We start from the raw sequence: 23,137 nt of genomic DNA, 5'->3' as shown, positions 1-23,137 counted from the left end.
GCCCCCCCCGCCCCGTTCGCCTCCACCCGCCCCGGCACGCCCCCGCGCACCACCGGCACACCCGCGGCCCCGCCCGCGCTGTGAAGAGGCCAAGGTCACAGCCCTGTCCTCTGCTGCGCGGCGCGCCCGACCCCCTAGCCTTCCCCCCATGACGGTCCTGCCCGAAGAAGGCTTCTCCCTGGCCGCCGAATTCCCGCCCGCGACCCGCGAGCAGTGGCAGCGCCTCGTCGAGGGCGTCCTGCGCAAGACGGGCACGGAAGCCACCGGGACGGCGGCGGAGGACGCGCTCGCCACCGCACTCCAGGACGGCCTGCGCACCCGGCCCCTCTACACGGCCGACGACGCGCCCGCCGACCCCGGCCTCCCCGGCTTCCCGCCGTTCGTCCGAGGCGGACGCCCCGAGGGAACGGCGGTCACCGGCTGGGACGTACGCCAGCTCCACGCCGACCCCGACCCCCGCCGCGCCAACGAAGCCGTCCTGGCGGACCTGGAGAACGGCGTCACCTCCCTCTGGCTCACCGTCGGCCCCGCCGGCATCCCCGTCGACGGCCTCGCCACCGCCCTGGACGGCGTCTACCTCGACCTCGCGCCCGTCGTCCTGGACGCCGGTGCCGACGCGGAGAGCGCGGGCGAGGCCCTGCTGAAGCTGTACGAGGAGCGGGGCGTCCGGCCCGGCACGGTCCCCGGCAACCTCGGGATCGACCCGCTGGGCACCCTCGCCCGTACCGGCGCCGACGGCCCCGGCACCGCCCTCGCGGTGCGCTGCGCCCGGGAGTTCCCCGGGCTGCGCGCCCTCGTCGTCGACGCCCTGCCGTACCACGAGGCCGGCGCCTCCACCGCGCAGGAACTCGGCTGCGCCCTGGCCACCGGCGTCGCCTACCTCCGCGCCCTCACCGACGCCGGGCTGGACACCGACGAGGCGTGCGGACAGCTGGAGTTCCGCCTCTCCGCCACCGCCGACCAGTTCCTCACCATCGCCGCCCTGCGCGCCGCCCGCCGGCTCTGGGCCCGCGTCGCCGAGGTCTGCGGCGCGTCCCCCGCCGCCCGCGCGCAGCGCCAGCACGCCGTCACCTCCTCGGTGATGATGACCCGCCGCGACCCGTGGGTGAACATGCTGCGCACCACCGTCGCCTGCCTCGGCGCGGGCGTCGGCGGCGCGGACGCCGTCACCGTCCTGCCGTTCGACAGCGCGCTCGGCCTGCCCGACGCGTTCGCCCGCCGCATCGCCCGCAACACCTCGTCGATCCTGCTGGAGGAGTCGCACCTGGCGCGGGTCGTGGACCCGGCGGGCGGCTCCTGGTACGTCGAGCGGCTGACCGACGAACTGGCGCACGCCGCCTGGGCGTGGTTCCAGGAGATCGAACGGGCAGGTGGCCAGGAGGCCGCCCTGCGGTCCGGGATGATCGGCGAGCGGCTCGCCGCGACCTGGGCCGACCGCTCCCGCCGGCTCGCCACGCGCCGCGAACCGGTCACCGGCGTCAGCGAGTTCCCGCACCTGGCCGAGCAGCCGGTCGAGCGGCGGCCCGCGCCCGCCCGGCCCGCCGGCGGCCTGCCGCGCGTCCGCCGCGACGAGGCGTTCGAGGCGCTGCGCGCCCGGTCCGACGCCCACCTCGCCGCGACCGGCGCCCGGCCGCGCGTCTTCCTCGCGGCCCTCGGCCCGGCCGCCGCGCACACCGCGCGGGCCGGCTTCGCCGCCAACCTCTTCCAGGCGGGCGGCGTCGAGCCCGTCCACGATCCCGTCACCGTCGACGCGGACACCGCCGCCGACGCGTTCCGCCGCAGCGGCGCCGCCGTCGCCTGCCTCTGCTCGTCCGACGCCCTCTACGCCGAGCAGGCCGAGGACGTCGCCCGCGCCCTCAAGTCGGCGGGTGCCACGCGGGTGTTGCTCGCCGGCCGCCCGGGCGACCGGCGCGACGACTGGGAGCGCGCGGGCGTCGACGCCTTCGTCTCCGCCGGCGGCGACGCGGTCGCCCTCCTCTCCTCCCTCCTCGACCATCTCGGAGTGGCGCGATGAGCATCCCCGACTTCTCCCGCATCGACCTCGAACCGGCGGACGCCGGGGCGCGGTCCCCCGCCGACGCCGGGCAGTGGCGGGCCGCCTTGAAGGAGAGCACCGGCCGGAGCGCCGACGACCTGCTCTGGGAGACCCCGGAGGGCATCGGCGTCAAGCCCCTCTACACCGCCGACGACCTGCACGGTCTCGACTTCCTCGGCACGTACCCGGGCATCGCGCCCTACCTGCGCGGCCCGTACCCGACGATGTACGTCAACCAGCCGTGGACCATCCGGCAGTACGCCGGCTTCTCCACCGCCGAGGAGTCCAACGCCTTCTACCGCCGCAACCTCGCGGCCGGCCAGAAGGGCCTCTCCGTCGCCTTCGACCTGCCCACCCACCGCGGCTACGACAGCGACCACCCGCGCGTCACCGGCGACGTCGGCATGGCGGGCGTCGCCATCGACTCGATCTACGACATGCGGCAGCTCTTCGACGGCATCCCGCTGGACAAGATGAGCGTCTCGATGACGATGAACGGCGCCGTGCTGCCCGTCCTCGCGCTCTACATCGTCGCCGCGGAGGAACAGGGCGTACCGCCGGAGAAGCTGGCCGGGACCATTCAGAACGACATCCTCAAGGAGTTCATGGTCCGGAACACCTACATCTATCCGCCGAAGCCGTCGATGCGGATCATCTCCGACATCTTCGCGTACACCTCGCGGCGGATGCCTCGGTACAACTCCATCTCCATCTCCGGCTACCACATCCAGGAGGCCGGCGCCACGGCCGACCTGGAGCTCGCCTACACCCTCGCCGACGGCGTCGAGTACCTGCGGGCCGGTCTCGGGGCGGGGCTGGACGTGGACGCGTTCGCGCCGCGGCTCTCCTTCTTCTGGGCGATCGGCATGAACTTCTTCATGGAGATCGCCAAGATGCGGGCGGCGCGGCTGCTCTGGGCGAAGCTGGTGAAGCAGTTCGACCCCAAGAGCCCCAAGTCCCTCTCCCTGCGCACCCATTCGCAGACCTCCGGCTGGTCGCTGACCGCGCAGGACGTCTTCAACAACGTCACGCGCACCTGTGTCGAGGCGATGGCCGCCACCCAGGGGCACACGCAGTCGCTGCACACCAACGCCCTGGACGAGGCCCTCGCCCTGCCGACGGACTTCTCCGCGCGCATCGCCCGCAACACCCAGCTGCTGCTGCAACAGGAGTCCGGTACCTGCCGGGTGATCGACCCGTGGGGCGGCAGCGCGTACGTGGAGCGGCTGACGCACGATCTCGCGCGGCGGGCCTGGCAGCACATCCAGGAGGTCGAGGCGGCGGGCGGCATGGCCCAGGCCATCGACGCCGGCATCCCCAAGCTGCGTGTGGAGGAGGCGGCGGCCCGCACCCAGGCCCGCATCGACTCCGGCCGGCAGCCGGTGATCGGCGTCAACAAGTACCGCGTGGACAGCGACGAGCAGATCGAGGTCCTCAAGGTCGACAACACCTCGGTCCGCGCGCAGCAGATCGAGAAGCTGCGGCGGCTGCGGGAGGAGCGGGACGAACGCGCCTGTCAGGACGCGCTCGACGCGCTCACCCGCGCGGCCGGCGGTGACGGCAACCTGCTGGAGCTCGCCGTGAACGCGGCCCGCGCCAAGGCCACCGTCGGCGAGATCTCCGACGCCCTGGAGAAGGTGTACGGGCGCCACGCCGGCCGCATCCGTACCATCTCCGGTGTGTACAGGCAGGAGGCCGGACCGTCGTCCGGCGTGGAGCGCACCCGCGCGCTGGTCGAGGCGTTCGAGCGGGAGGAGGGCCGCCGGCCCCGCATCCTGGTCGCCAAGATGGGCCAGGACGGGCACGACCGAGGCCAGAAGGTGATCGCCACCGCCTTCGCCGACCTGGGCTTCGACGTCGACGTCGGCCCGCTCTTCCAGACGCCGGCGGAGGTCGCCCGGCAGGCGGTCGAGGCCGACGTGCACGTCGTCGGCGTCTCGTCGCTGGCCGCCGGCCACCTCACGCTGGTGCCGGCGCTGCGGGAGTGCCTGGCGGAGGAGGGGCGCGAGGACATCATGATCGTCGTCGGCGGGGTGATCCCCCCGCAGGACGTGCCGACGCTGCTGGAGATGGGCGCGACCGCCGTCTTCCCGCCCGGCACGGTCATCCCCGACGCCGCCCACGACCTGCTGAGGACCCTCGCCGGGGCCCTCGGCCACGAGCTGTGAGCCGGGCGGCCCGCTGATGGCGCGCGCGATCGACCTGGACGCGGTGGTCAAGGGGGTCCTCGACGGGAAGCGCGCGGCCATCGCCCGCGCCGTCACCCTCGTCGAGTCCACCCGCGCCGACCACCGGGAACTCGCCCAGCGGATGCTGGTCCAGCTGCTCCCGCACGCGGGGGCGGCACGGCGGATCGGCGTCACGGGCGTGCCCGGGGTCGGCAAGTCGACGTTCATCGACGCCCTCGGCACCATGCTCACCGGGCTGGGCCACCGGGTCGCCGTGCTCGCCGTCGACCCGTCCTCGACGCGCACGGGCGGCAGCATCCTCGGCGACAAGACGCGTATGGAGCGCCTCGCCGTCGACCCGGCCGCGTTCGTCCGGCCGTCCCCGACGGCGGGGACGCTCGGCGGCGTCGCCAAGGCCACCCGCGAGACGATCGTGGTGATGGAGGCGGCCGGGTACGACGTGGTGCTGGTGGAGACCGTCGGCGTCGGGCAGTCCGAGACCGCCGTCGCCGGCATGGTCGACACCTTCCTGATGCTCACCCTCGCCCGCACCGGCGACCAGCTCCAGGGCATCAAGAAGGGCGTCCTCGAACTGGCCGACCTCGTCGCCGTCAACAAGGCCGACGGCCCGCACGAGCGCGACGCGAAGTCCGCGGCCCGTGAACTCGCCGGAGCGCTGCGACTGTTGCGCTCGCCCGACGCCGCCTGGAACCCGCCCGTCCTGACGTGCAGCGCCCGCGAGAACACCGGCCTGGACGTGCTGTGGGAGCGCCTGGAGCAGCACCGCCGCGTCCTCGACGCCACGGGCGAACTGGCCCGGCGGCGCAGCGAGCAGCAGGTGGAGTGGGCGTGGGGCATGGTCCGCGACCAGCTCCTGGGGGAGCTGCACGCTCACCCGGGGGTGCGCGCGGTGACGCCGGACATCGAACGGCGGCTCAGGGAAGGCACGTTGACGGCGACGCTGGCGGCGGAGCGGATCCTGGGGGCGTTCCGGGGCGTCGCCGCCGAGGACCCCGGCGTCAACGAGGAGCCCGCAGACCGCTGACCACCATGTGGATCAGCAGGTCGAAGCTCTCCTCCAGCCGCTCGGGGCGCCCGAACGCGCCCTCGGCCTCAAGCACGGCGAAGCCGTGGAGCGCGGCCCGCAGACAGCGGGTCGCGTGCACGGCCGCCGACTCCTCCAGGCCGTAGGCGCGGAGCGCGGCGAACACGATGCCGAGCAGGCGCTCCCCGGCCTCGGCCGTCCTGGGCTCCGGGCGCTGCACGAGCAGCGCGTACCGGTGCGGGTGGCGCAGCGCCCAGTCCCGCCAGGCGAGCATCAGCGCGCGGATCGCCTCGTCCGCCGAGCGGCCGAGCACGGCCCGGCCGACCTCGTCCGTGAGATCGTCCAGGATCCGGGCCGACATCAGGTCGCGCAGCTCGGCGAGGTTGCGGACGTGCTTGTAGAGCGAGGGCGTGGCGACACCGGCCCGGGCCGCCACGGCGGACAGCGTCAGGGCGGCGGGGGAGGCCTCGTCGACGAGCGCGAGGGCGATGTCGACGACGGCGTCGGGGGAGAGGGCGGCCCTAGGCACGGACGCCCTCCCCGAGGCCGAGGAAGGCGAGCACGGCGGCGGTGACGCGGTCGGGGCACTCGACGTGCGGGTAGTGCCCGGCGCCCTCGATCATCTCCAACCGTCCGATGCCGGCGGGGAGTTCGGCGACGATGCCCTCGCCCTCGGCGCGGGGGTCGGCCCAGTCCGGATCCAGGCTGCCCTGGACGATCAGGACCGGGCAGCGGACGTGGGCGAGCCGGGCCCCGGCGTCGGTGGGCGCCGACAGGCCCATCCGCGCCACCGCGGCCATCCGGCCCGGCCGGCGCAGGTCCGCCTCCAGGGCGGCGAGGCGGGAGGGCTCGACGCCGGAGGGGTGCGCGTGCCGGAGGTACCGTTTCCACAGCCCTGGACTGCGCAGTACCCCGGCACCCATGAGCAGGGCGACCCCCTTGCGGTAACGGGCGTTGGAGAGCAGGCCGCGTACGTCGAGCCGCTGGGCGCGGGTGAAGGGCCCGATGCCCACGACGGCGCTGACGAGGGCGGGCTCCTCGGCCGCGGCGATCACGGCGGCCCCGCCCGCGAACGAGTGGCCGACGACGACGGCCGGCCCGCCCACATGTCGTACGAGCGCCAGCAGGTCGCCCGCCACGTCGGTCCGCGACCACCCCTCCCAGTCCGCGTCCGACGCGCCGTGCCCCCGCAGATCGACCCGCACGACCCGGTGCCCGGCCGCCACCAGCCCGGCGGCCACGTCGTGGTACGCGCTCCTGTTGTCCCCCATCCCGTGCGCGAGGACGACGAGCGGTCCCTCGCCCGCGGTGTCGTAGGCGATCCGCCTGCCGTGGACGGTCAGGTACGCGGTCGTGGACTCGGTCATGGCTCCCCCGGTGGTTTATGTCGTTAGCCGTAAAGCTAATGCAGTTAGCTTTGACCGGCAAGTGCCGGCCAGGGCGGCGGGGTGTCCCGGATACCGTGGTGTCCGGAAACGGGTGGAATCCGCGAGCGGGATCCGAGGGAAGGAAGTGTGCCGGTGGGCGACGAGGCGGCGGTGCGGGCCGAGGAGATGGTGGAGGCGTTCAAGGCGCTGGCCAACCCGGTGCGGCTCCAGATCATGCGGTGGCTCAGGGACCCGGAGGGGGAGTTCGCGGAGTACGAGCCGATCGCGGACCGCCGGACCGTCGGGGTGTGCGTCAGTCACATCCAGGCCAAGAGCGGGCTCGCGCAGTCGACCGTCTCCTCCTATATGGCGGCCCTGGAGCGGGCGGGGCTGGTCCGCTCCACGCGTGTGGGCAAGTGGACGCACTACCGGCGGGACGAGGGGCGGTTGCGGCGGCTGTCGGACGCGATCGGCGACCAGCTCTGACCGACCGGAACCCGCAAAAGACATCGACACATCGAAATATTGCGATACGATCGTGGCATGGATGCGACGACATCGACCAAGTCCGCCCTGATCGTGCACGCCCACCCCGAGCCCGGCTCCTTCAGTACGTCCCAGATGCGGGTCGCCGCCGAGGAACTGCGCCGCTCCGGGCACTCCGTGCGGGTGGTGGACCTCTACGCCGACGGCTGGGCTCCGGTCCTCGACCGGCATGAATTCGGGCCCGTGGAAGGGCACTTCAAGCCGCAGGCCGAGCAGCGGAAGGCCGTCAGGGAAGGCACCCTGCCCGCCGAGGTGCGCGCCCACCTGGACGCGGTACTCGAAGCCGACCTGCTGGTGCTGTCCTTCCCGCTGTGGTGGTTCTCGGTGCCGGCGATCCTCAAGGGCTGGGTGGACCGCGTCTTCGCCATGGGAGCGGTCTTCGGCGGCGACCACGGCCTCTTCGACCGGGGCGCCCTGCGCGGCAAGCGGGCCATGGTCCTCGTGACCACCGGCGGCTCCGCGGAATCCTTCGCCCAGGGCGGCTCGTTCGGGGCGATGGACGACTTCCTGTACCACATCCGCCGCGGGATGCTGGAGTTCGTCGGCTACGAGGTGCTGCCGCCCGTCGTCACCTACGGGCCGGCCCACGCGACCGACGCCGACCGCCAGGCGGCGCTGGAGGCCGTCCGGGAGGCGTTCGCGGCGCTCGGCGACGGCCGTCGGGACGCGGCGGAGGTCCGGGCGGCGGCGGCCTGAGCCCGTCGCGTGGCGGGCAGGTTGGCCGGAACCCGTCCGGACCGGCCTGGAGGCGCCGAGCGGGGTCGGCCGGGCGGACGTCTTCCGCGCTCCGGGCGGAGCTCCGCGACACCGCCTTCAGTCCGACGACATCAGGCGGTGGAGCTCGGCGCGGGCGTCGAGGTCGTCGAGGAACCGGCCGGTGTAGCTCGCGGTGACCATCACCGCGCCGTGCTTGCGGGCGCCGCGGTGGGCCAGGCAGCCGTGTTCCGAACGGATGACGCAGGCCGCGCCGCGGCTTCGCAGATGGGTGTCGAGTGCCGTGGTCACTTGGTGGGTGAGCTGTTCCTGGGTCTGGAGGCGGCGGGCGTAGGCGTCCAGAACACGGGGGAGTTTCGACAGGCCGACCACAGGGGCGCCCGGCACGGGCTGGTAGGCGATGTCCGCTGTTCCCGTGAAGGGCAGCAGGTGATGCTCGCACAGCGACGCGAAGGGAATTCCCGTCACCACGATGGGCGCACCGGAATGGTCGACGGGGAACGTGCAGGCGAGCAGCTTGCCGGGATCCTCGTCGTATCCGGCGGTCATTTCGGTCAGTGCCCGCAGCACCCGGGCCGGTGTGTCGACGACCGCGGGACTTTCGGGGTCGATACCGCGGGCGGTCAGCCAGGCGCGCAGCCCGGCCGTGTACGCGTCGGCCGGGCAGAAGGCCGCGGGTGCGCTTTCCGGGGGAATACCGGGGGGAATGGTGGGGGAAACGGCGTAGGCGTCGGACATGATCAGCGTCCCCTTTCGTCGCCCCAGACGTGGATGTGCAGCCGGGTGGTCACGTTGAAACCCGATGCGATGGCAGGATCCGCGAGCTCGGCGAGGTGTCGGTCGAGTTCGGCCGGGGTCCTGCCTTCGGGCATGATCCACACCCTGTCCGGCGTCACATCCCAGGCCGCCGTGCAGGCGGCGACTCGTCGTACGTCCGAGGCGGTACGGCAGACGAATTTGAAGATCGCGTGCTTGGTCCCGCCGAACACGGCAAGCGCCGCCGGCCGGATCCGCGCGCTTTCCGGATCGCCGGCGTGCGGAAGTTTCGGGCTGACGTTGAAGCGTGTCACGGCGCCCACGGTCATCCGACGGGGAGCGATGGTTCCGTTGGTCTCGACTTCGATGTCCACGGCCGCCTCGGTGAGCAGGCGCAGCAACTGCGCCCATCCCGACTGGCGCTGGTGCAGCAGTGGCTCACCACCGGTGATGACCACCAGGGCGGGATCGCCGGCCAGAGCCCGAGCGGCGATGTCGGTGACAGGAGTGCGTATGAGCTCGCGGTGAAGGTCGAAGCGCGAGGCGTCCCAGGTGTAGGGGGTGTCACACCAGCGGCAGTGGAGGTTGCAGCCGCCGAGACGGACGAAGCCCGCGCGCCGTCCGAGCGAGGGGCCTTCCCCCTGGACGGTGGGCCCGAACGTCTCCGCGCAGACGAGCGTTCCGGCCACCCCGGCGGAACGCGTCCCGCTCACACCGCCGCCTCGTGATCGGCCTGCCAGGCAGCGGAGTTGACGTGCGTTTCCCGGACCCGGACGAGGGCCACCCGGGCTCCCGGCGCGTGCCGCAGATCCGCAAGCGTCCTGCTCGCCATACCGGCCAGGAGCGCGGCGACGTTCTCCACGGTCGGCCACCCCGGCACCTCGAACACTTTGACACCGTGGGAGCGGAGGACCGGGACGAGCGGATCCTCCGGACCGAGCATCGTGCCGTGGTCCAGATGCTCGTCGATCCACGACCGGAGACGCTTCTTGAAAGGTGCGAACTCCACCACCAGCCCGTCGGACAGATCGGGGGCGCGGACCGTGATCTCCGCCCACCAGCTGTGGCCGTGAAGAGAGATGCATTTGCCGAGAAGATGCGGAAGACGGTGAGCTGTTTCGAAGTTGTGGCGGATCGTCACGGCATACGTCATGCCGTCTCCTTCCAGAACTCGGTCTCGTACGCGGTGGGGTCGGTGATTCCCGCCTCGGTCATGGCGTGATGGCGCTTCACGCAGGGGCCGCACTCACCGCAGTGCAGTTCGCCCCCCTGAAAGCAGGACCAGGAAAGAGCGAGAGGGGCCCCGAGCGCGTCGGCGATCCGGGCGACCTCCGCCTTGCCCATGCCGAGGAAAGGAGCCTCCACCGCGGGTGTCGGAAAGCCGTCCAAGGCCGCCGTGACACACCTGCGGAGCGCGTCGAGGAAGTCCGGACGGCAGTCGGGGGAGAGTGCGCGGTCTCCGGCCTGGATGCCGAGTGCGACCAGGGCGGCCCGTCGGGCACTGGCCACGGCTACGGCGATGTTGGCCAGGATCGCGTTCCGGTTCGGGACGACCGTGCTGAGCCGCGCCTCCTCGGGAACGCGGGCCGTCGGAAGGGGAACGGTCCGGTCGGTGAGCGCCGAACCCGGCAGCAGCGCCCCGACGGTGGCGAGGTCGACGATGTGGTGTTCCGCCGCGTAGTGACGCGCGATCCGGCGAGCGGCTTCCAACTCGCGTACGTTCCGCTGCCCGTAGTCGAAGGACAGGAGGAGGAGCTCGTAACCCCGGTGTCGGTAGTGGGCTGCGAGCGTCGTCGAGTCCATGCCGCCGGAGAAGGCGAGCACGGCGAGCGGCCTGGTGGTCATGGCGTGACCTCTCCGAGACGACCGCGCGGGGCGAAGGGGGTCCGCTGGGCGGAGCCGGCCCCCGGTCCTGCGCATCCGGATACTTGCCATAGCACCACAAACACCCAAAAGGCCGTAATGACTCGTTCGGGTGGTATAGGCGTGAGGGGGAGATTCGTCGCCGGCTGCGGCTCCGGCTCCGGTTTTGGCGGCGGCCGGGCTCCGGAGTCCGGACGGGTGTGCGACAGGCCATCCGAACGGGGAGAGGCCGTCATCATCACGTTCTTTCCGCCTTTCAGGGGAAAAGAGACTCCTTGTCGGCTCCCGTATAGGTGATCGGGAGCGCCTCTCGCGACGAGGAGCGATCTTGCGACGCCTGACGGACGTGGTGGTGGTCGGCAACGGATCGGTGGGGCTGTCGGTGGCGCTCGAACTCGCCCGCCGGGCACCGGAGATCCGGGTGGCGGTCGTGGGCCCCGCCGGCCGGCCGCGGAGCGCGAGCACGGCCGCCGGTGCCATGCTCAACTGCTTCGGCGAAGTCACCCGCTACACCCGGCTCCACGCCGCGGCCGAAGCCCGGTTCGCCGTCGCCAGGGAGGCCCTGGAGCTGTGGCCCCCCTGGCTGGCCGCCCTGGAGGAGGACCTCGGCGGCCCTGAATCCGCCGCGGTACGGGCGTCCTGGAGCGAAGGCACCGTCGTCGTCATGGGCAGTAGCTCGGGACGGATCGCCGGGGAGAACTTCACGGCGATGTGCGAGGCCGTCACCGCACACGGGGAACCGCACGAACTGCCGGCGCCCGACGCCGTCGAGGGGCTGTCACCCCATCTCGGCCACCGCCCTTTCCGCGCCCTGTTCCTGCCACGGGAGGGCGCCGTGGACGCCCGGGCCGTGGTGGCCGCCCTGGAAAAGGCGGCGCGCGGGCGGGGAGTCGAAACGGTGGACGCCACCGTGCGTTCCCTGGAGGTGGGCTCCCGCGGCGCGGTCACCGGCGTCCGGCTGGACGACGGCCGCGTACGGGCAGCCGGGACGGTGGTGCTCGCCGCGGGCGTGGCCGCCGGCGCTCTCGCCGAGGAGGTGCTGCCCCCGGGGGCCGTACCCCCGGTGCTGCACGGCACCGGCCTGGCCGTGCGGGTGAAACGGGAACCGACCACGGGACCGCGCGGGCCGTACGTGATCCGCACCCCCAACCGCGCCGGTACGTGCGGCCTCCACGTGGTGCCGCTGACGCGGAAGGACGAACAGTACATCGGCGCGACGAACGTCATCACCGTGCGGCCCGCGCCCGGTGTGTATCTCGGTCTGGCCCAGACCATGCTGCGGCAGGCCGCGGAGCAGGTCGACCGGTCACTCGCCGTCTCCTACCTGAACGGCTGCACGACTGGCACCCGTCCGATCGCCCTGGACTGCTTCCCCCTGATCGGGCCGTGCTCCGTGCCCGGCCTGTTCCTCGTGACCGGTACCTACCGCGACGGCTTCCACAGCAGCCCCGCCATCGCCCGGCACGTCGTGGCGGCACTCCTCGACGATCCGGCCACCGCCCGGGAGTCGCCCTTCGCCCACTTCGCGCCCGAGCGCATGCCGATCCAGGTCATGACCGTCGCGGCAGCCGTCGCCGACACCGCCCGGCACGCCGCCGACACCATGCACGACCAGGGCATGAGCATGCCCTGGTGGCTCGACCACACCCCGCTCCAGGAGTGGGCCCGACGGCGCGTCGAACGGTTCTACGAGAGCCTGGAGCACCCCGTCGCGCTCCCCCCGGAGGTCGTCGACCCCCAGTTCCTCGACCCCACCGCCGACGATCCGCGGGCCCTGGACCGCCTCCGCCGCTACCTGCGCGCGGCACACGCCCACCACGGCGGCTGAACGGCCATCCGTCCGCCGCCCGGCCGCGGCAGGACGTCCCGCACAACGGTTGGAGAACGACGGACGTGGCAGGCTCATGGCTGGAGCGGTTCGCCGCCGACGAGCGGCACCCCACCCCCTGCGCGGGCTTCGACGTCGACGAGGCCCTGGGAGCCTACGACAGGCTGCTGGCCGCCTTCCGGGGCCGGGTGCGCGTGCAGTACGCCGTCAAGGCGCGCCCGGACGACGAGTTGCTGTCGGCTCTCGCCCGCCGCGGCAGCGGTTTCGACGTCGTCTCGCCACTGGAGATCGAGCGCGCCCTCGGCGCGGGCTGCCCGCCCCGGAGCCTGTCGTGCTCCAACGCGTTCGCCGGCCGGGACGAGCTCGCCCACGCGCGGGACAGGGGCGTCCTCGTCTTCACCGCCGACACCCCCGCCATGATCGAGCGTCTCGCCGCCGCCCGTCCCGCGGCGTCGGTGTTCCTCCGCCTCGCACAGGAGCACGTCACCGGTGCCGCGATCCCCCTCGGCGGGCGCTTCGGCTGCCCGGAGACCGAAGCGGTGGAACTGGCCCTCCTCGCGGCCGCGCGAGGGCTGGACGTGGCCGGCCTGAGCTGGCACGTGGGCAGCCAGCAGAGCGATCCCAAGCAGTGGGAACGAGCCGTGGGCAGCGCCGCCCGCGTCGCCCGGCGACTGCGCCGCCGGGGCGTCGACGTCCCCCGCCTCAATCTCGGAGGCGGCATGCCCGGCACCTACCGGTCGAGGACACCCTCGGTGGAGACGTACGCCCGGGTGATCCTCGCCGCCGTCGACGCGCACTTCCCCCCGCCTCACCAGCCGGAGCTCGTCATCGAGCCCGGCAGGGCCCTGGTGGCCGACGCCGGCGTCACCACCGCCTCCGTCAAGGCCGTCGTCCGCCGCCCGTGGGGCACCTACGTCGTCCTCGACGCCGGCCTGTGGAACGCCGGTCTCCTGGACAACCTCTGCGGCATCGAATACCGGATCACCTACCCCGGCCATCCGGACGGCCGCGCCGTCCGGCCGGTCACCTTCTGCGGACCGACCTGCGATTCCCTCGACTCCCTGACGGCCGCCGACTCCTACCGGGCACCCGTCGGCCTGGCGGCCGGTGACCGGGTGGCCATCTGGTCGACCGGCGCGTACTGCGCCACCAGTGCCCTGGTGGGCTTCAACGGCTACCCGCCCGTGCCGCAGTTCGTCCACGCGCCTCCACGGTGAAACGGCGGGAGCGGGGCCGGGCGGGCGCGCCCGGCCGATCGCGTCAGCCGCCGTCGGTCCTGGGGAAGACCCCGTCGCGGAGGCGTTCCGGCAGGGACAGGGCGGTGGTGAAGGCGTGCCACGAGGCGAGGGGGAAGATGAGAATCGCTCGGCCGGGATTCTTGCTGTCCCGTATGAGCACTCTGTCGGCGAAGCGGTCGGATGCCTCGACGCACGCGCTCCCGACGGGATCGCTGTGGCTGGACTTGCGCCAGGCGACGGTGTCGCGTGCGGGCGGGGGCGTGCGGGTCACGGTGACTCTCCTCCCCTACGCGCCTGATCGGGCCCGCCGGGTCGTCCGGCGGCAGTGCTTCGGCGCGAAGTCGATCGTGGGCCGGGCGTAGGAGGCCGCTTCGGCCTTCCCTTCCGTCAGCCTCCCCGAGAAGGCGCCCGCTGGGTAGGCCACACGCTCGCCGGGGCCGCCATCAGCGGGCCGCCCGGTGAGCCGGGGCGGGAAAGAGAAAAACGAGGAGATCCACGCTCCTCGCCACTCTCAACTTATAGCGCACAGGGGGCCTTGCGGCAAGGCCCCGGTCATACCGCAGAATCTCCCCTCGAAGCCCGGACCTGCGGAAACGTCAGAAGACCTGACGCTCCGTCAGCCGGGTCGCCGGGGCGGGGTAAGCGCCCCGGGGGTACGACGATCTTGTGAAACGGGGCGTGGGGATGTTCGACGTAATCGTGGTCGGCGGCGGACCGACCGGGCTGATGCTGGCCGGCGAGCTCCGACTGCACGGTGTGGACGTGGTCGTGCTGGAGCGGCTGTCCGAGCCGACCAAGGAGACGCGCGGGCGCGGCCTCCACACCCGCAGCGTCGAGGTGATGGACCAGCGCGGCCTGCTGGACCGGTTCCTCGCGGTCAGTGAGACGTTCCAGGTCGGCGGGCTCTTCGGGGGCATCGCCAAGCCCTGGCCGCAGCGGTTGGACACCGGCCACCCGTACGGCCTCTCCACCCTGCAGCCGGCCACCGAGCGGCTGCTCCGGGAGCGCGCGCTCGAACTCGGCGCGGACCTCCGGCCCGGCCACGAGGTCGTCGGTCTGGAGCAGGACGAGGACGGGGTGACCGTCGAGCTCGCGGACGGCACGCGCCTGCGCTCGCGCTATCTCGTCGGCTGCGACGGCGGCCGCAGCACCGTGCGCAAGCTGGCCGGCATCGCCTTCCCCGGCGAGCCCGCGACCGTCGAGACGCTGCTGGGCGACATGGAGGTGGCCGACGACCCCGAGACGGTCGCCGCCGTCGTCGCGGAAGTGCAGAAGACGCAGCTGCGGTTCGGGACGGTCCCCAACGGGGACGGGACGTTCCGCGTCATCGTGCCCGCCGCCGACGTGTCGGAGGACCGGATCAAGCCGCCGACCCTGGAGGAGTTCAAGGAGCGGCTGCGGGAGGTCGCGGGCACCGACTTCGGCGTGCACTCGCCGCGCTGGCTCTCCCGCTTCGGCGACGCCACCCGGCAGGCCGAGCGTTACCGCTCCGGCCGGGTGCTGCTCGCCGGCGACGCCGCGCACATCCACCCGCCGACCGGCGGCCAGGGGCTCAACCTCGGTGTGCAGGACGCGTTCAACCTCGGCTGGAAGCTGGCCGCCGAGGTCGCCGGCTGGGCGCCGGAGGGCCTGCTGGACAGCTACCACGCCGAACGGCACCCGGTCGGCGCCCGCGTCGTGGCCAACACCCGCGCCCAGATCACCCTGCTGGGAACCAGCCCGGGCGCGGTCGCGCTGCGGGAGCTGTTCTCGGAGCTGATGGACTTCGAGGAGGTCAACCGGTACATCACCGAGATGATCACCGCGGTCGGGGTCCGCTACGACTTCGGCGAGGGCCACGATCTGCTCGGCCGGCGGCTGCGTGACGTCCCGCTGAAGGAGAACGGCCGCCTCTACGAGCTGATGCGCGGGGGCCGGGGGCTGCTGCTCGACCAGACCGGCCGGCTCTCGGTGGAGGGCTGGGCGGACCGCGTCGATCACGTCGTCGACGTCAGTGAGGAGCTGGACGGACGGGAGGTGCCGGCGGTGCTGCTGCGCCCGGACGGGCACGTCGCCTGGGTCGGGGACGACCAGGGGGAGTTGCGGGACGGGCTGTCCCGGTGGTTCGGCGCCGCGAGTTCCGGCGATGCCGCGACCCCCGCCGGGAATCCGGCAGCCGCCGCCGCGTGAGGCGGGTTCGCGGCCGCGCGATCGGTATCGCTTTGTGGCCGGCTCGCACTGTTGACACGGTGGGTAATCGGGCATGTACCTGGCGTGTACGTGTCACGCCGCTAGGAGCCCGTCATGATCCATGGTGTCGACGTCAGCAGCTACCAGAGCGAGAACTACTCCGTCGCCGGACAGGACTTCGCCTTCGTCAAGGTCACCGAAGGCATGTCGTACACCAACCCCAAGTGGGTGGCGCAGCGCGAGCGGGCCCGCAAGGCCGGGCTTGTGGTGGGCTATTACCACTACGTCACACCGGGATCGATGTCCGCGCAGGCGGACCGGTTCCTGGGCAAGATCGCGCTGAGAGCGGGGGACGTCCTCGCCCTCGACTGGGAGGAGGCCGGCGTCTCCTGCGCGGACAAGGACCGCTGGCTCGCCCGGGTGGGCGCGAAGGCGCCGGGGCACCGGGTCGTCCTGTACTGCAACCGGGACTTCTGGTTCCACCGCGACACCACCAGCCGCGCGGGGGACGGGCTCTGGATCGCCGACCCCGACCACGCAGCCGGCCGGCCCGCCGTACGGCACCCGTGGACGTTCCACCAGTACGGCACGTCCGGCGGGCTGGACCGCAACGTCGCCCGGTTCGCCGACCGTGCGGAGCTGCGGGCCTGGGCGCGGCGGGAGGCGCGTGACCCGTGCTGAGCGAGCGGTGAGGCGGGGTGCGGGCCGGTCCTCGGCGCGGCGCGGGCCATGGGCGTGTCAGGTCACGGCCCGCTCCGCGTCCAGGGCCCGCCGCAGGGCGTCCGGGCGTTCGGCCACCGGCCGGGCCTCGACGAGGCGGACCGCGCAGCCGATCGCCGCCGCGCCGCCGTCGGCCGCGGCGCTGTCCCCAATCATCAGGACGTCCTCGGGCCGCCGCCCGATCGCCTGGCACGCGGTGCGGAAGAGCCGTGCGTCCGGCTTCTGCACGCCGTGCTCGTAGGAGAGGATGTACGCGTCCACCAGCGCGTCCAGGCCGTGCGCCCGGAAGACCGGACGCGGGTCCCAGCCGATGTTGCTCACCACCGCGACCGGAATCCCGTCCTCCCGCAGGCCGGCGAGGACGCCGGCCGCGTCCGGGTACGGCAGCCACGCGTCGGGCTCCATGTGGCGCGCGTACAGCGCCTCGTACAGCCCCTCGTCCGGTACCGGCACCTCGCGCGCGAGCCCCAGGTAGGCCGCCCGGTGCTCGGCGGCGGAACGGTCGCGGTGGGCCCAGGCGCCGGCCAGGCGCGGGGGAACGGTCCGCGGCGGCGGACCGCCGGGCTGGGCGCCGGCCGCCGCCAGGGCGGCGGCGAGGCCGGTGAGTTCGTCGTCGTCCAGGGCCAGCCCAAGGCGGTCCGCCGCGTGGCGCGACCAGGCCGTGGGGGACTCGACGCGGAAGAGGGTTCCCGAGAAGTCGAACAGCACACCCGTCACTGTCATGGGCGGCAGCCTGCCAGGCGTGCGGAGGACCGGGAACCCCGCGCCGCGCCGCCGCGCCGGGGCCCGGCCGTCACCCGTCCGGGCGACGCCCCCTGCGGGGCCCGGGGCCGGGTGGGACGCTGGGCGCCGGGGGCATCGCCCAGGCGGAGGGAACGCACGCCGTGAGGACAACCAGCCCCGGGGACATATCCGGCCGCGGCCGTCGTACGCGGCGGCGCCGGCCCGCCTGGCCGCTGGCCGCGGCCACCGCCGTCGCGCTCGCCGCGGCGGCCTGCTCGGCCGGCGCCTCGGACCCGCCACGCGGCGCGGACCCCGGCGGAGGCGCCGGGAAGTCCCTGGCCGAGGTCCGGCTCGACGGGCACACCTACCGGGTGCCGCGGCCCCTGCCCAAGGCCCCGCCCGGCACCCCGATCGCCGCCACCCGGCACGGCCCCGACCCCCGGACCGGAGCCGCGGAGCGCTGGACCGTCCTCCACCACTCCGCCGACGCGCACGGCGAGGACGTCGCCGTGAGCACCACCGTCCTCGTCCCCCAAGGCGCCGCGCCCCCGGGCGGCCGGCCCGTGCTCGCCTGGGCGCACGGCACCACCGGCATCGCGGACGCGTGCGCGCCGTCGCAGGCGGCGGACCTCGGGTACGCGGTGTACGCCCAGGAGGCGGGCGCCTTCCTGAAGGCCGGCTACGCGGTGGTCGCCACGGACTACCCCGGGCTCGGCACCCCCGGCACCCACACCTACCTGGTCGGCCCGGACGAGGGCAACGCGGTCGTCGACAGCGTCACCGCCGCGCGCCGGCTGCTCCCGGACCTCGCGCCGGCCTGGTTCGCCGTCGGCCACTCCCAGGGCGGCCAGGCCGCCCTCTTCGCCGCCCGCGCGGCCGGCCGGGCGCCCGGGACGCGGTTCGGGGGCGCCGTCGCCGTCGCCCCCGCGAGCCACCTGGACGCGATGCTGCCCGGCGTCATCGCCGCCCACCAGCCGGGCAGCCTGGCCTTCGCCCTCTACTCCCTGGCCGGGCTGAGCACCACCGACCCCTCCGTCGACCTGCCCCGGCTGCTCGGCCCGACGGCCACCAGGACGGCGCGCCGGGTCTTCGAGGAGTGCCTCACCGCACCCCACCCGGACCTCCGGCACACCACGACGGAGCAGGCCCTGCCCCTCGACCGCGCTCAACTGGCCTCCGTGGGAGGCAAGATGGCCGCCTACGGCAACCCGGACCGGGCCGCCGTCCACGCTCCCGTCCTGATCGTCCAGGGCGGTGCCGACCAGGACGTACCGCCGGCCTGGACGGCCCAGGTGGCCCGCAACCTCCGCGCCCTCGGCTCGCCTTCGGTCACCGAGCGGACGTATCCCGGGAGCGGGCACGACGACGTGCTGGGCCGGTCGATCTGCGATGTGCTCGCCTTCCTCGCGGCACACGGCGGGCCGTCGGCGGGCGGGTGCTCGCCCTTCCGGGCGCAGCCGGGCTGACGGGCCTTGGGCGGCCGGGGCGGTCGCGCTCCCCGTCACCCGGGCGGCTCCTCCCGTGGCGCGGCCGCGCGGTGGAGCCGCTCGGCGGCCCGGCGGAGACAGTCGCCGACCCGCGGGTCGGCGTCGAGGGTGTACTCGGCGTCGAGCGCGACGAGGTGCCGGACGATGCCGGGCAGGTCGTCGCCGGAGCAGTCCACGGTGCAGGAGTTCTCGTCGATGGCCCTGACACGGTCGGGCAGGGCCCCGGTGCGGCGGCGGACGGTCTCGGCCGGGGCCCGGACGGTGGCGACGGCGCGGTGGCGGGCGGGCGCGCCGGCGATCTTGGCGGCGACGTAGGCGGCCGGGTCGCCGCCGGGGATCGGACGGGGGGTGAAGCGGTGGCGGGTGGGGCCGAGGCCGGTGATGCGGTCCAGGCGGTATACGCGCCAGTCGTCCTTGCCGGTGTCGTGGGCGAGGAGGTACCACAGGCCGCCCGAGGAGACCAGACGGTGCGGCTCGACGCGGCGGGGGGCCGCGGTGGTGCCGCCGCGCGTGGTGTAGCCGAAGGTGACGGTCTCGTGGTCCCGGCAGGCGACGGCGAGCGCGGCGAGCAGTTCGGGATCGACGCGCGGACCACGGCTTTCCCAGCCGATGGCGGCGGTGGCCTGCTGGAGGGCGGCGACCTGGGCGCGCAGCCGGGTGGGCAGGATCCGCTCCAGTTTGGCCAGGGCCCGGAGCGCGGTCTCCTCCATGCCGGTGAGGTGGCCGGCGGCGGTGCGCAGGGCGACGGCGGTGGCGGTGGCCTCGTCGTCGTCGAGGAGGAGCGGCGGCATGGCGGTGCCGGAGGCGAGGCGGTAGCCGCCGGCGTGACCGGTGGTGCCTTCGACGGGGTAGCCCAGCTCGCGCAGGCGGTCGATGTCTCGGCGGACGGTACGCGTGGTGACGCCGAGCCGTTCGGCGAGCTCGGCGCCCGCCCACTCACGGCGAGTCTGCAGCAGGGACAGCAGGCGGAGCATCCGGGCGGGGAGGTCGCTGGTCATGCCGTCCAGATTGCCCCTCTTTACGGACAAGAGCTGTCCTAAAAGGCTTTTAACGTCAACGGCATGCCCTCGCGGGCAAAACTCCTCACAACACCTCGGAGAGAAACGATGAAGATCGCACTGCTGGGCACCGGTTTCGGTCAGGCGCACGCCGCCGTCTACGCCGCTCGCGGCGACGTGGAGGTGGTGATGTTCGGCCGCGACCCGGAGAAGACCGGGAAGACGGCCGGCCGGTTCGGGTTCGCCGCCTCCACCGACATGGACGCCGCGTTCGAGGACGCCTCGTTCGACCTGGTGGACATCTGCCTGCCCGTTCCCCTGCACGCCCAGTACGTCCTGCGCGCCCTGGAAGCGGACAAGCACGTGCTGGTCGAGCTGCCGCTGGCCGACAACCTGGAGGACGCCCAACGGGTCGCCGAAGCTGCCGCGGGCGGCGACAAGTATGTGTTCGTGGACATGTTCGAGCGGTTCATCCCCGCCAACCAGGCCCTCTTCGACGCCGTCCGGGACGGCACCTACGGGCGGCTGGAGCAGCTGACCCTGTGGAACCAGACCGCGCACCTGTGGCCGGGCGCCTCCCTGGGGCTGAAGGTGCTGCCGCTGGAGGCGATGCACAGCGACATGGACATCATCACCCGCACCCTCGGCCTGCCCCAGGACCTCACGGTGACCACCGTGGCCCGTGACGAGAACTCCGGGGCGATCGACGCGACCTTCCGCTTCGACGGGGCCGCGGCCCGCAGCTCGGTCTCGTCCCTGATGCCCAAGGCGTGGGGCGCCCGCGGCGGTTACACCGCGGCCTTCGAAAACGGCGTACTGGACGCCGCCTCCACGATGGGCTTCGACGGCAAACCGACCGGCACCGTCACCGCCTACACCACCGACGGCGCCCACCAACTCGACCTGCCGCCCGCCGACCAGTACACCGCCATGATCGGCCACGTCATGGACGTCCTCGCCGGCAAGGCCGAGAACCGGATCGCCCCGAGCAGCGTCCTCGACGCTCTCCGCCTCACCCTCGACCTCGACACGAAGGTCAACGGCACCCGCTGAACCACCCCCCCGGGGCCGGACCGCCGCCCCGCACCACCATCCGCGAGTCCGAGGACAGAACGGCCCGGAAAAAAGTCGGACGGTGATGTCGAGAAACCGGGATCGGCTCCGTCCCCGTAGTGAACGCGACCACAATGGGCCGCGACGAGCACCCAGGGGAGACACCATGGCCAAGTACCTGCTCCTGAAGCACTACCGCGGCGCTCCGGCGCCGGTCAACGACGTGCCCATGGATCAGTGGACGCCGGAGGAGATCTCGGCGCACGTGCGGTTCATGCACGACTTCGCGGCCCGGCTGGAGGAGTCCGGTGAGTTCGTCTCCGGCCAGGCGCTCGCCCCCGAGGGGATGTGGGTCCGGTACGACGGCGAGGGGCGCCCGCCGGTCACCGACGGTCCGTTCGCCGAGACCAAGGACCTCATCGCCGGCTGGATGGTGATCGACGTCGACAGCCGCGAGCGCGCCGTCGAGCTGGCCGGGGAACTGTCGGCCGCCCCGGGGGCGGGTGGGAAGCCGATCCACGAGTGGCTTGAGGTGCGCCCGGTGCTGGCCGAGCCGCCCACCGTCACAGAGTGACTTCCCCGATGAACGAGGCCCTGCTCAGGCGCCTCATCCCGGGCGTGCTCGGAATCCTCGTCCGCCGCGGAGCCGACTTCGCGGCGGCCGAGGACGCCGTGCAGGACGCGCTGGTCGAGGCGCTCCGGGTCTGGCCGGCCGATCCGCCGCGCGACCCGAAGGGCTGGCTGGTCACCGCGGCCTGGCGCAAGTTCCTCGACGCCGGCCGCGCGGACGCCGCCCGCCGCCGGCGCGAGAGCCTCGTCGACGAGGAGCCGGCGCCCGGACCCGCGCCCGCGACGGACGACACCCTCTGGCTCTACTTCCTGTGCGCCCACCCGTCGCTGACCCCGTCGTCCGCCGTCGCGCTCACGCTGCGCGCCGTCGGCGGGCTGACCACTCGCCAGATCGCCCGGGCGTACCTGGTGCCCGAGGCGACCATGGCGCAGCGCATCAGCCGGGCCAAACGCACCGTCTCCGGCGTACGGCTCGACCGGCCCGGCGACGTCGCCACCGTGCTGCGCGTCCTCTACCTGGTCTTCAACGAGGGCTACTCGGGTGACGTCGACCTCGCCGCCGAGGCCATCCGGCTCACCCGGCGGCTCGTGGAAGCGGTCGACCACCCCGAGGCGGCGGGGCTGCTCGCCCTCATGCTGCTCCACCACGCCCGGCGCGCCGCCCGGACCGCGCCCGACGGCAGCCTCGTACCGCTCGCCGAACAGGACCGGAGCCGGTGGGACACCCGCCTGATCGCCGAGGGCGTCGCGATCCTCCAGGCGGCCCTCGCCCGCGACCGGCTGGGCGAGTTCCAGGCCCAGGCCGCCATCGCGGCCCTCCACGCGGACGCGCCCACCGCCGGGGAGACCGACTGGACGCAGATCGTCGAGTGGTACGACGAACTCGCGCGCCTGACCGGCAGTCCCGTCGTCCGGCTCAACCGCGCGGTGGCGGTCGGCGAGGCCGACGGACCGCGCGCCGGCCTGGCGGCCCTCGCCGCGGTGGACGCCTCCGTGCCCCGCCACACCGCGGTGGCGGCGTACCTCCACGAGCGGGACGGCGACCTGCCGACGGCGGCACGGCTGTACGCCGAGGCTGCCCACGAGGCCCCCAACCTCGCCGAACGCGACCACCTGACCCGCCAGGCCGCCCGGCTCAACGCACGCCGGGGCTGACGAGGGCCCCGGGAGCGGTGCGCGCGGGGGAACGGACCGGCCGCCCGTCCTCCGCCGGGGCCGTCGGCCCACGGCGGGAGACCGGCGCGGCGTCGGACGGTCACCCCTGTGTCGTGCCGTCCCCCGCCTCCCGTGCCGCCACGCCCGGCCACTGCTCCACCCGCCGCCGCACCCGCCGTGCGTGCGAGGCCAGGGTGGCGGGTGGGTCGTCGGTGAACAGGTGGAGGGCGGTGGCGGCGGTGAGGATGACGTCGCACAGCTCCGCCGCCACGTCCGACGGGCCGTGGGTGACGCCCTTGCGCGGGTTCTGGCCCGTCATGCCGAGGTACGCCTGTACGACTTCGCCGACCTCCTCGCCGATCTTCAGCAGCCGCAGTGCCGTCTCGTGGGCACTGGTGCCGTTGACAGCGTCCAGCGCGTCGGCGGAACGGCGGGCCGCGGCCCACAGGGCGGATTCACTGTCGTGGCCGGACGGCACAGGCCACCCCTCTCGGCTTGTCGGGACGACTGCGGGCGTCTCACCGGTTTCCGCCCCGGCGCGCTCGCCGAGCGGATCCTCCCGCATCGGCTCCCGCCGCGCCGACCATACGCGGCCGCGGGCCGGCCCGAACCTCCGCGCTCGCGGCGTTCGTTCGCGCCCGCGCCCGCGCCCGCGCCCCCGCACGGGTGCCGGTGCGACACCGCGGCGCCCCCGCCCCCTTC

General features: G+C 73.7%; 23 protein-coding genes. 13 read left to right on the top strand and 10 right to left on the bottom strand.

Annotation, left to right across the window (positions count from 1 at the left end):
• Positions 1-148: 148 nt before the first annotated feature.
• The 3 genes from mutA to meaB are packed head-to-tail and all read left to right on the top strand — an operon-like array spanning position 149 to position 5,248.
• Positions 149-2,014 carry a methylmalonyl-CoA mutase small subunit gene (gene mutA / locus ACSNOK_RS14085; protein ID WP_436780980.1) on the top strand — a complete coding sequence of 622 codons (1,866 nt, stop codon included), beginning with the start codon at positions 149-151 and terminating at the stop codon, positions 2,012-2,014.
• Positions 2,011-4,203 carry a methylmalonyl-CoA mutase gene (scpA, locus tag ACSNOK_RS14080; protein WP_436780979.1) on the top strand — a complete coding sequence of 731 codons (2,193 nt, stop codon included), beginning with the start codon at positions 2,011-2,013 and terminating at the stop codon, positions 4,201-4,203. Before mutA ends, scpA begins: the two co-directional genes overlap by 4 nt.
• A gap of 16 nt (positions 4,204-4,219) precedes the next feature.
• The gene (meaB, locus tag ACSNOK_RS14075; protein ID WP_436780978.1) at positions 4,220-5,248 is read left to right on the top strand and encodes a methylmalonyl Co-A mutase-associated GTPase MeaB; all 1,029 of its coding nucleotides are present in this window, start codon (positions 4,220-4,222) and stop codon (positions 5,246-5,248) included.
• Here meaB and ACSNOK_RS14070 read toward each other — a convergent pair.
• Entirely contained in the window at positions 5,223-5,777 is a 555-nt protein-coding gene (locus ACSNOK_RS14070) for a TetR/AcrR family transcriptional regulator (RefSeq protein ID WP_436780977.1), read from the bottom strand. The genes meaB and ACSNOK_RS14070 overlap by 26 nt on opposite strands.
• A complete protein-coding gene (locus ACSNOK_RS14065) occupies positions 5,770-6,615 on the bottom strand; it encodes an alpha/beta fold hydrolase (protein WP_436780976.1) in 846 nt (281 codons plus the stop codon). Before ACSNOK_RS14065 ends, ACSNOK_RS14070 begins: the two co-directional genes overlap by 8 nt.
• Positions 6,616-6,801: 186 nt before the next feature.
• Here ACSNOK_RS14065 and ACSNOK_RS14060 point away from each other — a divergent pair, with 186 nt between their 5' ends.
• Together ACSNOK_RS14060 and ACSNOK_RS14055 are read left to right on the top strand one after the other, a co-directional pair.
• On the top strand, positions 6,802-7,101 hold the full coding sequence (locus tag ACSNOK_RS14060; protein ID WP_436780982.1) for an ArsR/SmtB family transcription factor: 300 nt from the start codon (positions 6,802-6,804) through the stop codon (positions 7,099-7,101).
• Positions 7,102-7,158: 57 nt separating this feature from the next.
• Positions 7,159-7,857, top strand: a complete 699-nt coding sequence (locus ACSNOK_RS14055; RefSeq protein ID WP_436780975.1) for an NAD(P)H-dependent oxidoreductase — start codon at positions 7,159-7,161, stop codon at positions 7,855-7,857.
• A gap of 117 nt (positions 7,858-7,974) precedes the next feature.
• Here the strand turns inward: ACSNOK_RS14055 and folE are convergent, their stop codons facing one another.
• The 4 genes from folE to queC are packed head-to-tail and all read right to left on the bottom strand — an operon-like array spanning position 7,975 to position 10,476.
• Positions 7,975-8,613, bottom strand: a complete 639-nt coding sequence (folE, locus tag ACSNOK_RS14050; protein ID WP_436780974.1) for a GTP cyclohydrolase I — start codon at positions 8,611-8,613, stop codon at positions 7,975-7,977.
• A gap of 2 nt (positions 8,614-8,615) precedes the next feature.
• The gene (locus tag ACSNOK_RS14045) at positions 8,616-9,344 is read right to left on the bottom strand and encodes a 7-carboxy-7-deazaguanine synthase QueE (protein ID WP_436780973.1); all 729 of its coding nucleotides are present in this window, start codon (positions 9,342-9,344) and stop codon (positions 8,616-8,618) included.
• A complete protein-coding gene (locus ACSNOK_RS14040) occupies positions 9,341-9,784 on the bottom strand; it encodes a 6-pyruvoyl trahydropterin synthase family protein (RefSeq protein ID WP_436780972.1) in 444 nt (147 codons plus the stop codon). The genes ACSNOK_RS14045 and ACSNOK_RS14040 overlap by 4 nt, the downstream gene beginning before the upstream one ends.
• Entirely contained in the window at positions 9,781-10,476 is a 696-nt protein-coding gene (queC, locus tag ACSNOK_RS14035; protein WP_436780971.1) for a 7-cyano-7-deazaguanine synthase QueC, read from the bottom strand. The genes ACSNOK_RS14040 and queC overlap by 4 nt, the downstream gene beginning before the upstream one ends.
• A gap of 346 nt (positions 10,477-10,822) precedes the next feature.
• On the opposite strand from queC, the gene ACSNOK_RS14030 reads away from it, so the two are divergent.
• Together ACSNOK_RS14030 and ACSNOK_RS14025 are read left to right on the top strand one after the other, a co-directional pair.
• A complete protein-coding gene (locus tag ACSNOK_RS14030; protein WP_436780970.1) occupies positions 10,823-12,322 on the top strand; it encodes an NAD(P)/FAD-dependent oxidoreductase in 1,500 nt (499 codons plus the stop codon).
• A gap of 65 nt (positions 12,323-12,387) precedes the next feature.
• Positions 12,388-13,539, top strand: coding sequence for a hypothetical protein (locus ACSNOK_RS14025; RefSeq protein WP_436780969.1), 1,152 nt, complete (start codon positions 12,388-12,390; stop codon positions 13,537-13,539).
• 43 nt (positions 13,540-13,582) lie between these two features.
• Here the strand turns inward: ACSNOK_RS14025 and ACSNOK_RS14020 are convergent, their stop codons facing one another.
• On the bottom strand, positions 13,583-13,831 hold the full coding sequence (locus ACSNOK_RS14020; protein WP_436780968.1) for a DUF397 domain-containing protein: 249 nt from the start codon (positions 13,829-13,831) through the stop codon (positions 13,583-13,585).
• Between the two features lie 413 nt (positions 13,832-14,244).
• Between ACSNOK_RS14020 and rox the strand changes: the two genes are divergently transcribed.
• Positions 14,245-15,729, top strand: coding sequence for a rifampin monooxygenase (gene rox / locus ACSNOK_RS14015; protein WP_436780967.1), 1,485 nt, complete (start codon positions 14,245-14,247; stop codon positions 15,727-15,729).
• Positions 15,730-15,843: 114 nt separating this feature from the next.
• On the top strand, positions 15,844-16,410 hold the full coding sequence (locus ACSNOK_RS14010) for a glycoside hydrolase family 25 protein (protein ID WP_436780966.1): 567 nt from the start codon (positions 15,844-15,846) through the stop codon (positions 16,408-16,410).
• 57 nt (positions 16,411-16,467) lie between these two features.
• Here the strand turns inward: ACSNOK_RS14010 and ACSNOK_RS14005 are convergent, their stop codons facing one another.
• Positions 16,468-17,172, bottom strand: a complete 705-nt coding sequence (locus ACSNOK_RS14005; RefSeq protein ID WP_436780965.1) for an HAD family hydrolase — start codon at positions 17,170-17,172, stop codon at positions 16,468-16,470.
• A 161-nt stretch (positions 17,173-17,333) separates the two neighbouring features.
• Between ACSNOK_RS14005 and ACSNOK_RS14000 the strand changes: the two genes are divergently transcribed.
• Entirely contained in the window at positions 17,334-18,638 is a 1,305-nt protein-coding gene (locus ACSNOK_RS14000) for an alpha/beta hydrolase family protein (RefSeq protein ID WP_436780964.1), read from the top strand.
• 35 nt (positions 18,639-18,673) lie between these two features.
• Here ACSNOK_RS14000 and ACSNOK_RS13995 read toward each other — a convergent pair whose 3' ends face one another.
• Positions 18,674-19,657, bottom strand: a complete 984-nt coding sequence (locus ACSNOK_RS13995; protein WP_436780963.1) for a helix-turn-helix transcriptional regulator — start codon at positions 19,655-19,657, stop codon at positions 18,674-18,676.
• Between the two features lie 108 nt (positions 19,658-19,765).
• Between ACSNOK_RS13995 and ACSNOK_RS13990 the strand changes: the two genes are divergently transcribed.
• From ACSNOK_RS13990 to ACSNOK_RS13980, 3 genes are all read left to right on the top strand, one after another.
• On the top strand, positions 19,766-20,710 hold the full coding sequence (locus tag ACSNOK_RS13990; RefSeq protein ID WP_436780962.1) for a Gfo/Idh/MocA family protein: 945 nt from the start codon (positions 19,766-19,768) through the stop codon (positions 20,708-20,710).
• Between the two features lie 166 nt (positions 20,711-20,876).
• Positions 20,877-21,284 (top strand): YciI family protein, encoded by a 408-nt coding sequence (locus ACSNOK_RS13985; RefSeq protein WP_436780961.1) that lies wholly within the window; start codon positions 20,877-20,879, stop codon positions 21,282-21,284.
• 8 nt (positions 21,285-21,292) lie between these two features.
• Positions 21,293-22,435 carry an RNA polymerase sigma factor gene (locus ACSNOK_RS13980; RefSeq protein WP_436780981.1) on the top strand — a complete coding sequence of 381 codons (1,143 nt, stop codon included), beginning with the start codon at positions 21,293-21,295 and terminating at the stop codon, positions 22,433-22,435.
• A gap of 100 nt (positions 22,436-22,535) precedes the next feature.
• Here the strand turns inward: ACSNOK_RS13980 and ACSNOK_RS13975 are convergent, their stop codons facing one another.
• Positions 22,536-22,913: a MazG-like family protein gene (locus tag ACSNOK_RS13975; RefSeq protein ID WP_436780960.1), complete on the bottom strand. Its 378-nt coding sequence runs from the start codon at positions 22,911-22,913 to the stop codon at positions 22,536-22,538.
• Between the last annotated feature and the right edge of the window lie 224 nt (positions 22,914-23,137).

The organism is Streptomyces sp. URMC 126 (assembly GCF_051386555.1).
In the GTDB taxonomy this organism is placed as follows: Bacteria; Actinomycetota; Actinomycetes; order Streptomycetales; family Streptomycetaceae; genus Streptomyces.
The sequence above is the reverse complement of the archived record's forward strand: the minus strand, read 5'-3'. Positions and strand labels throughout refer to the sequence as shown.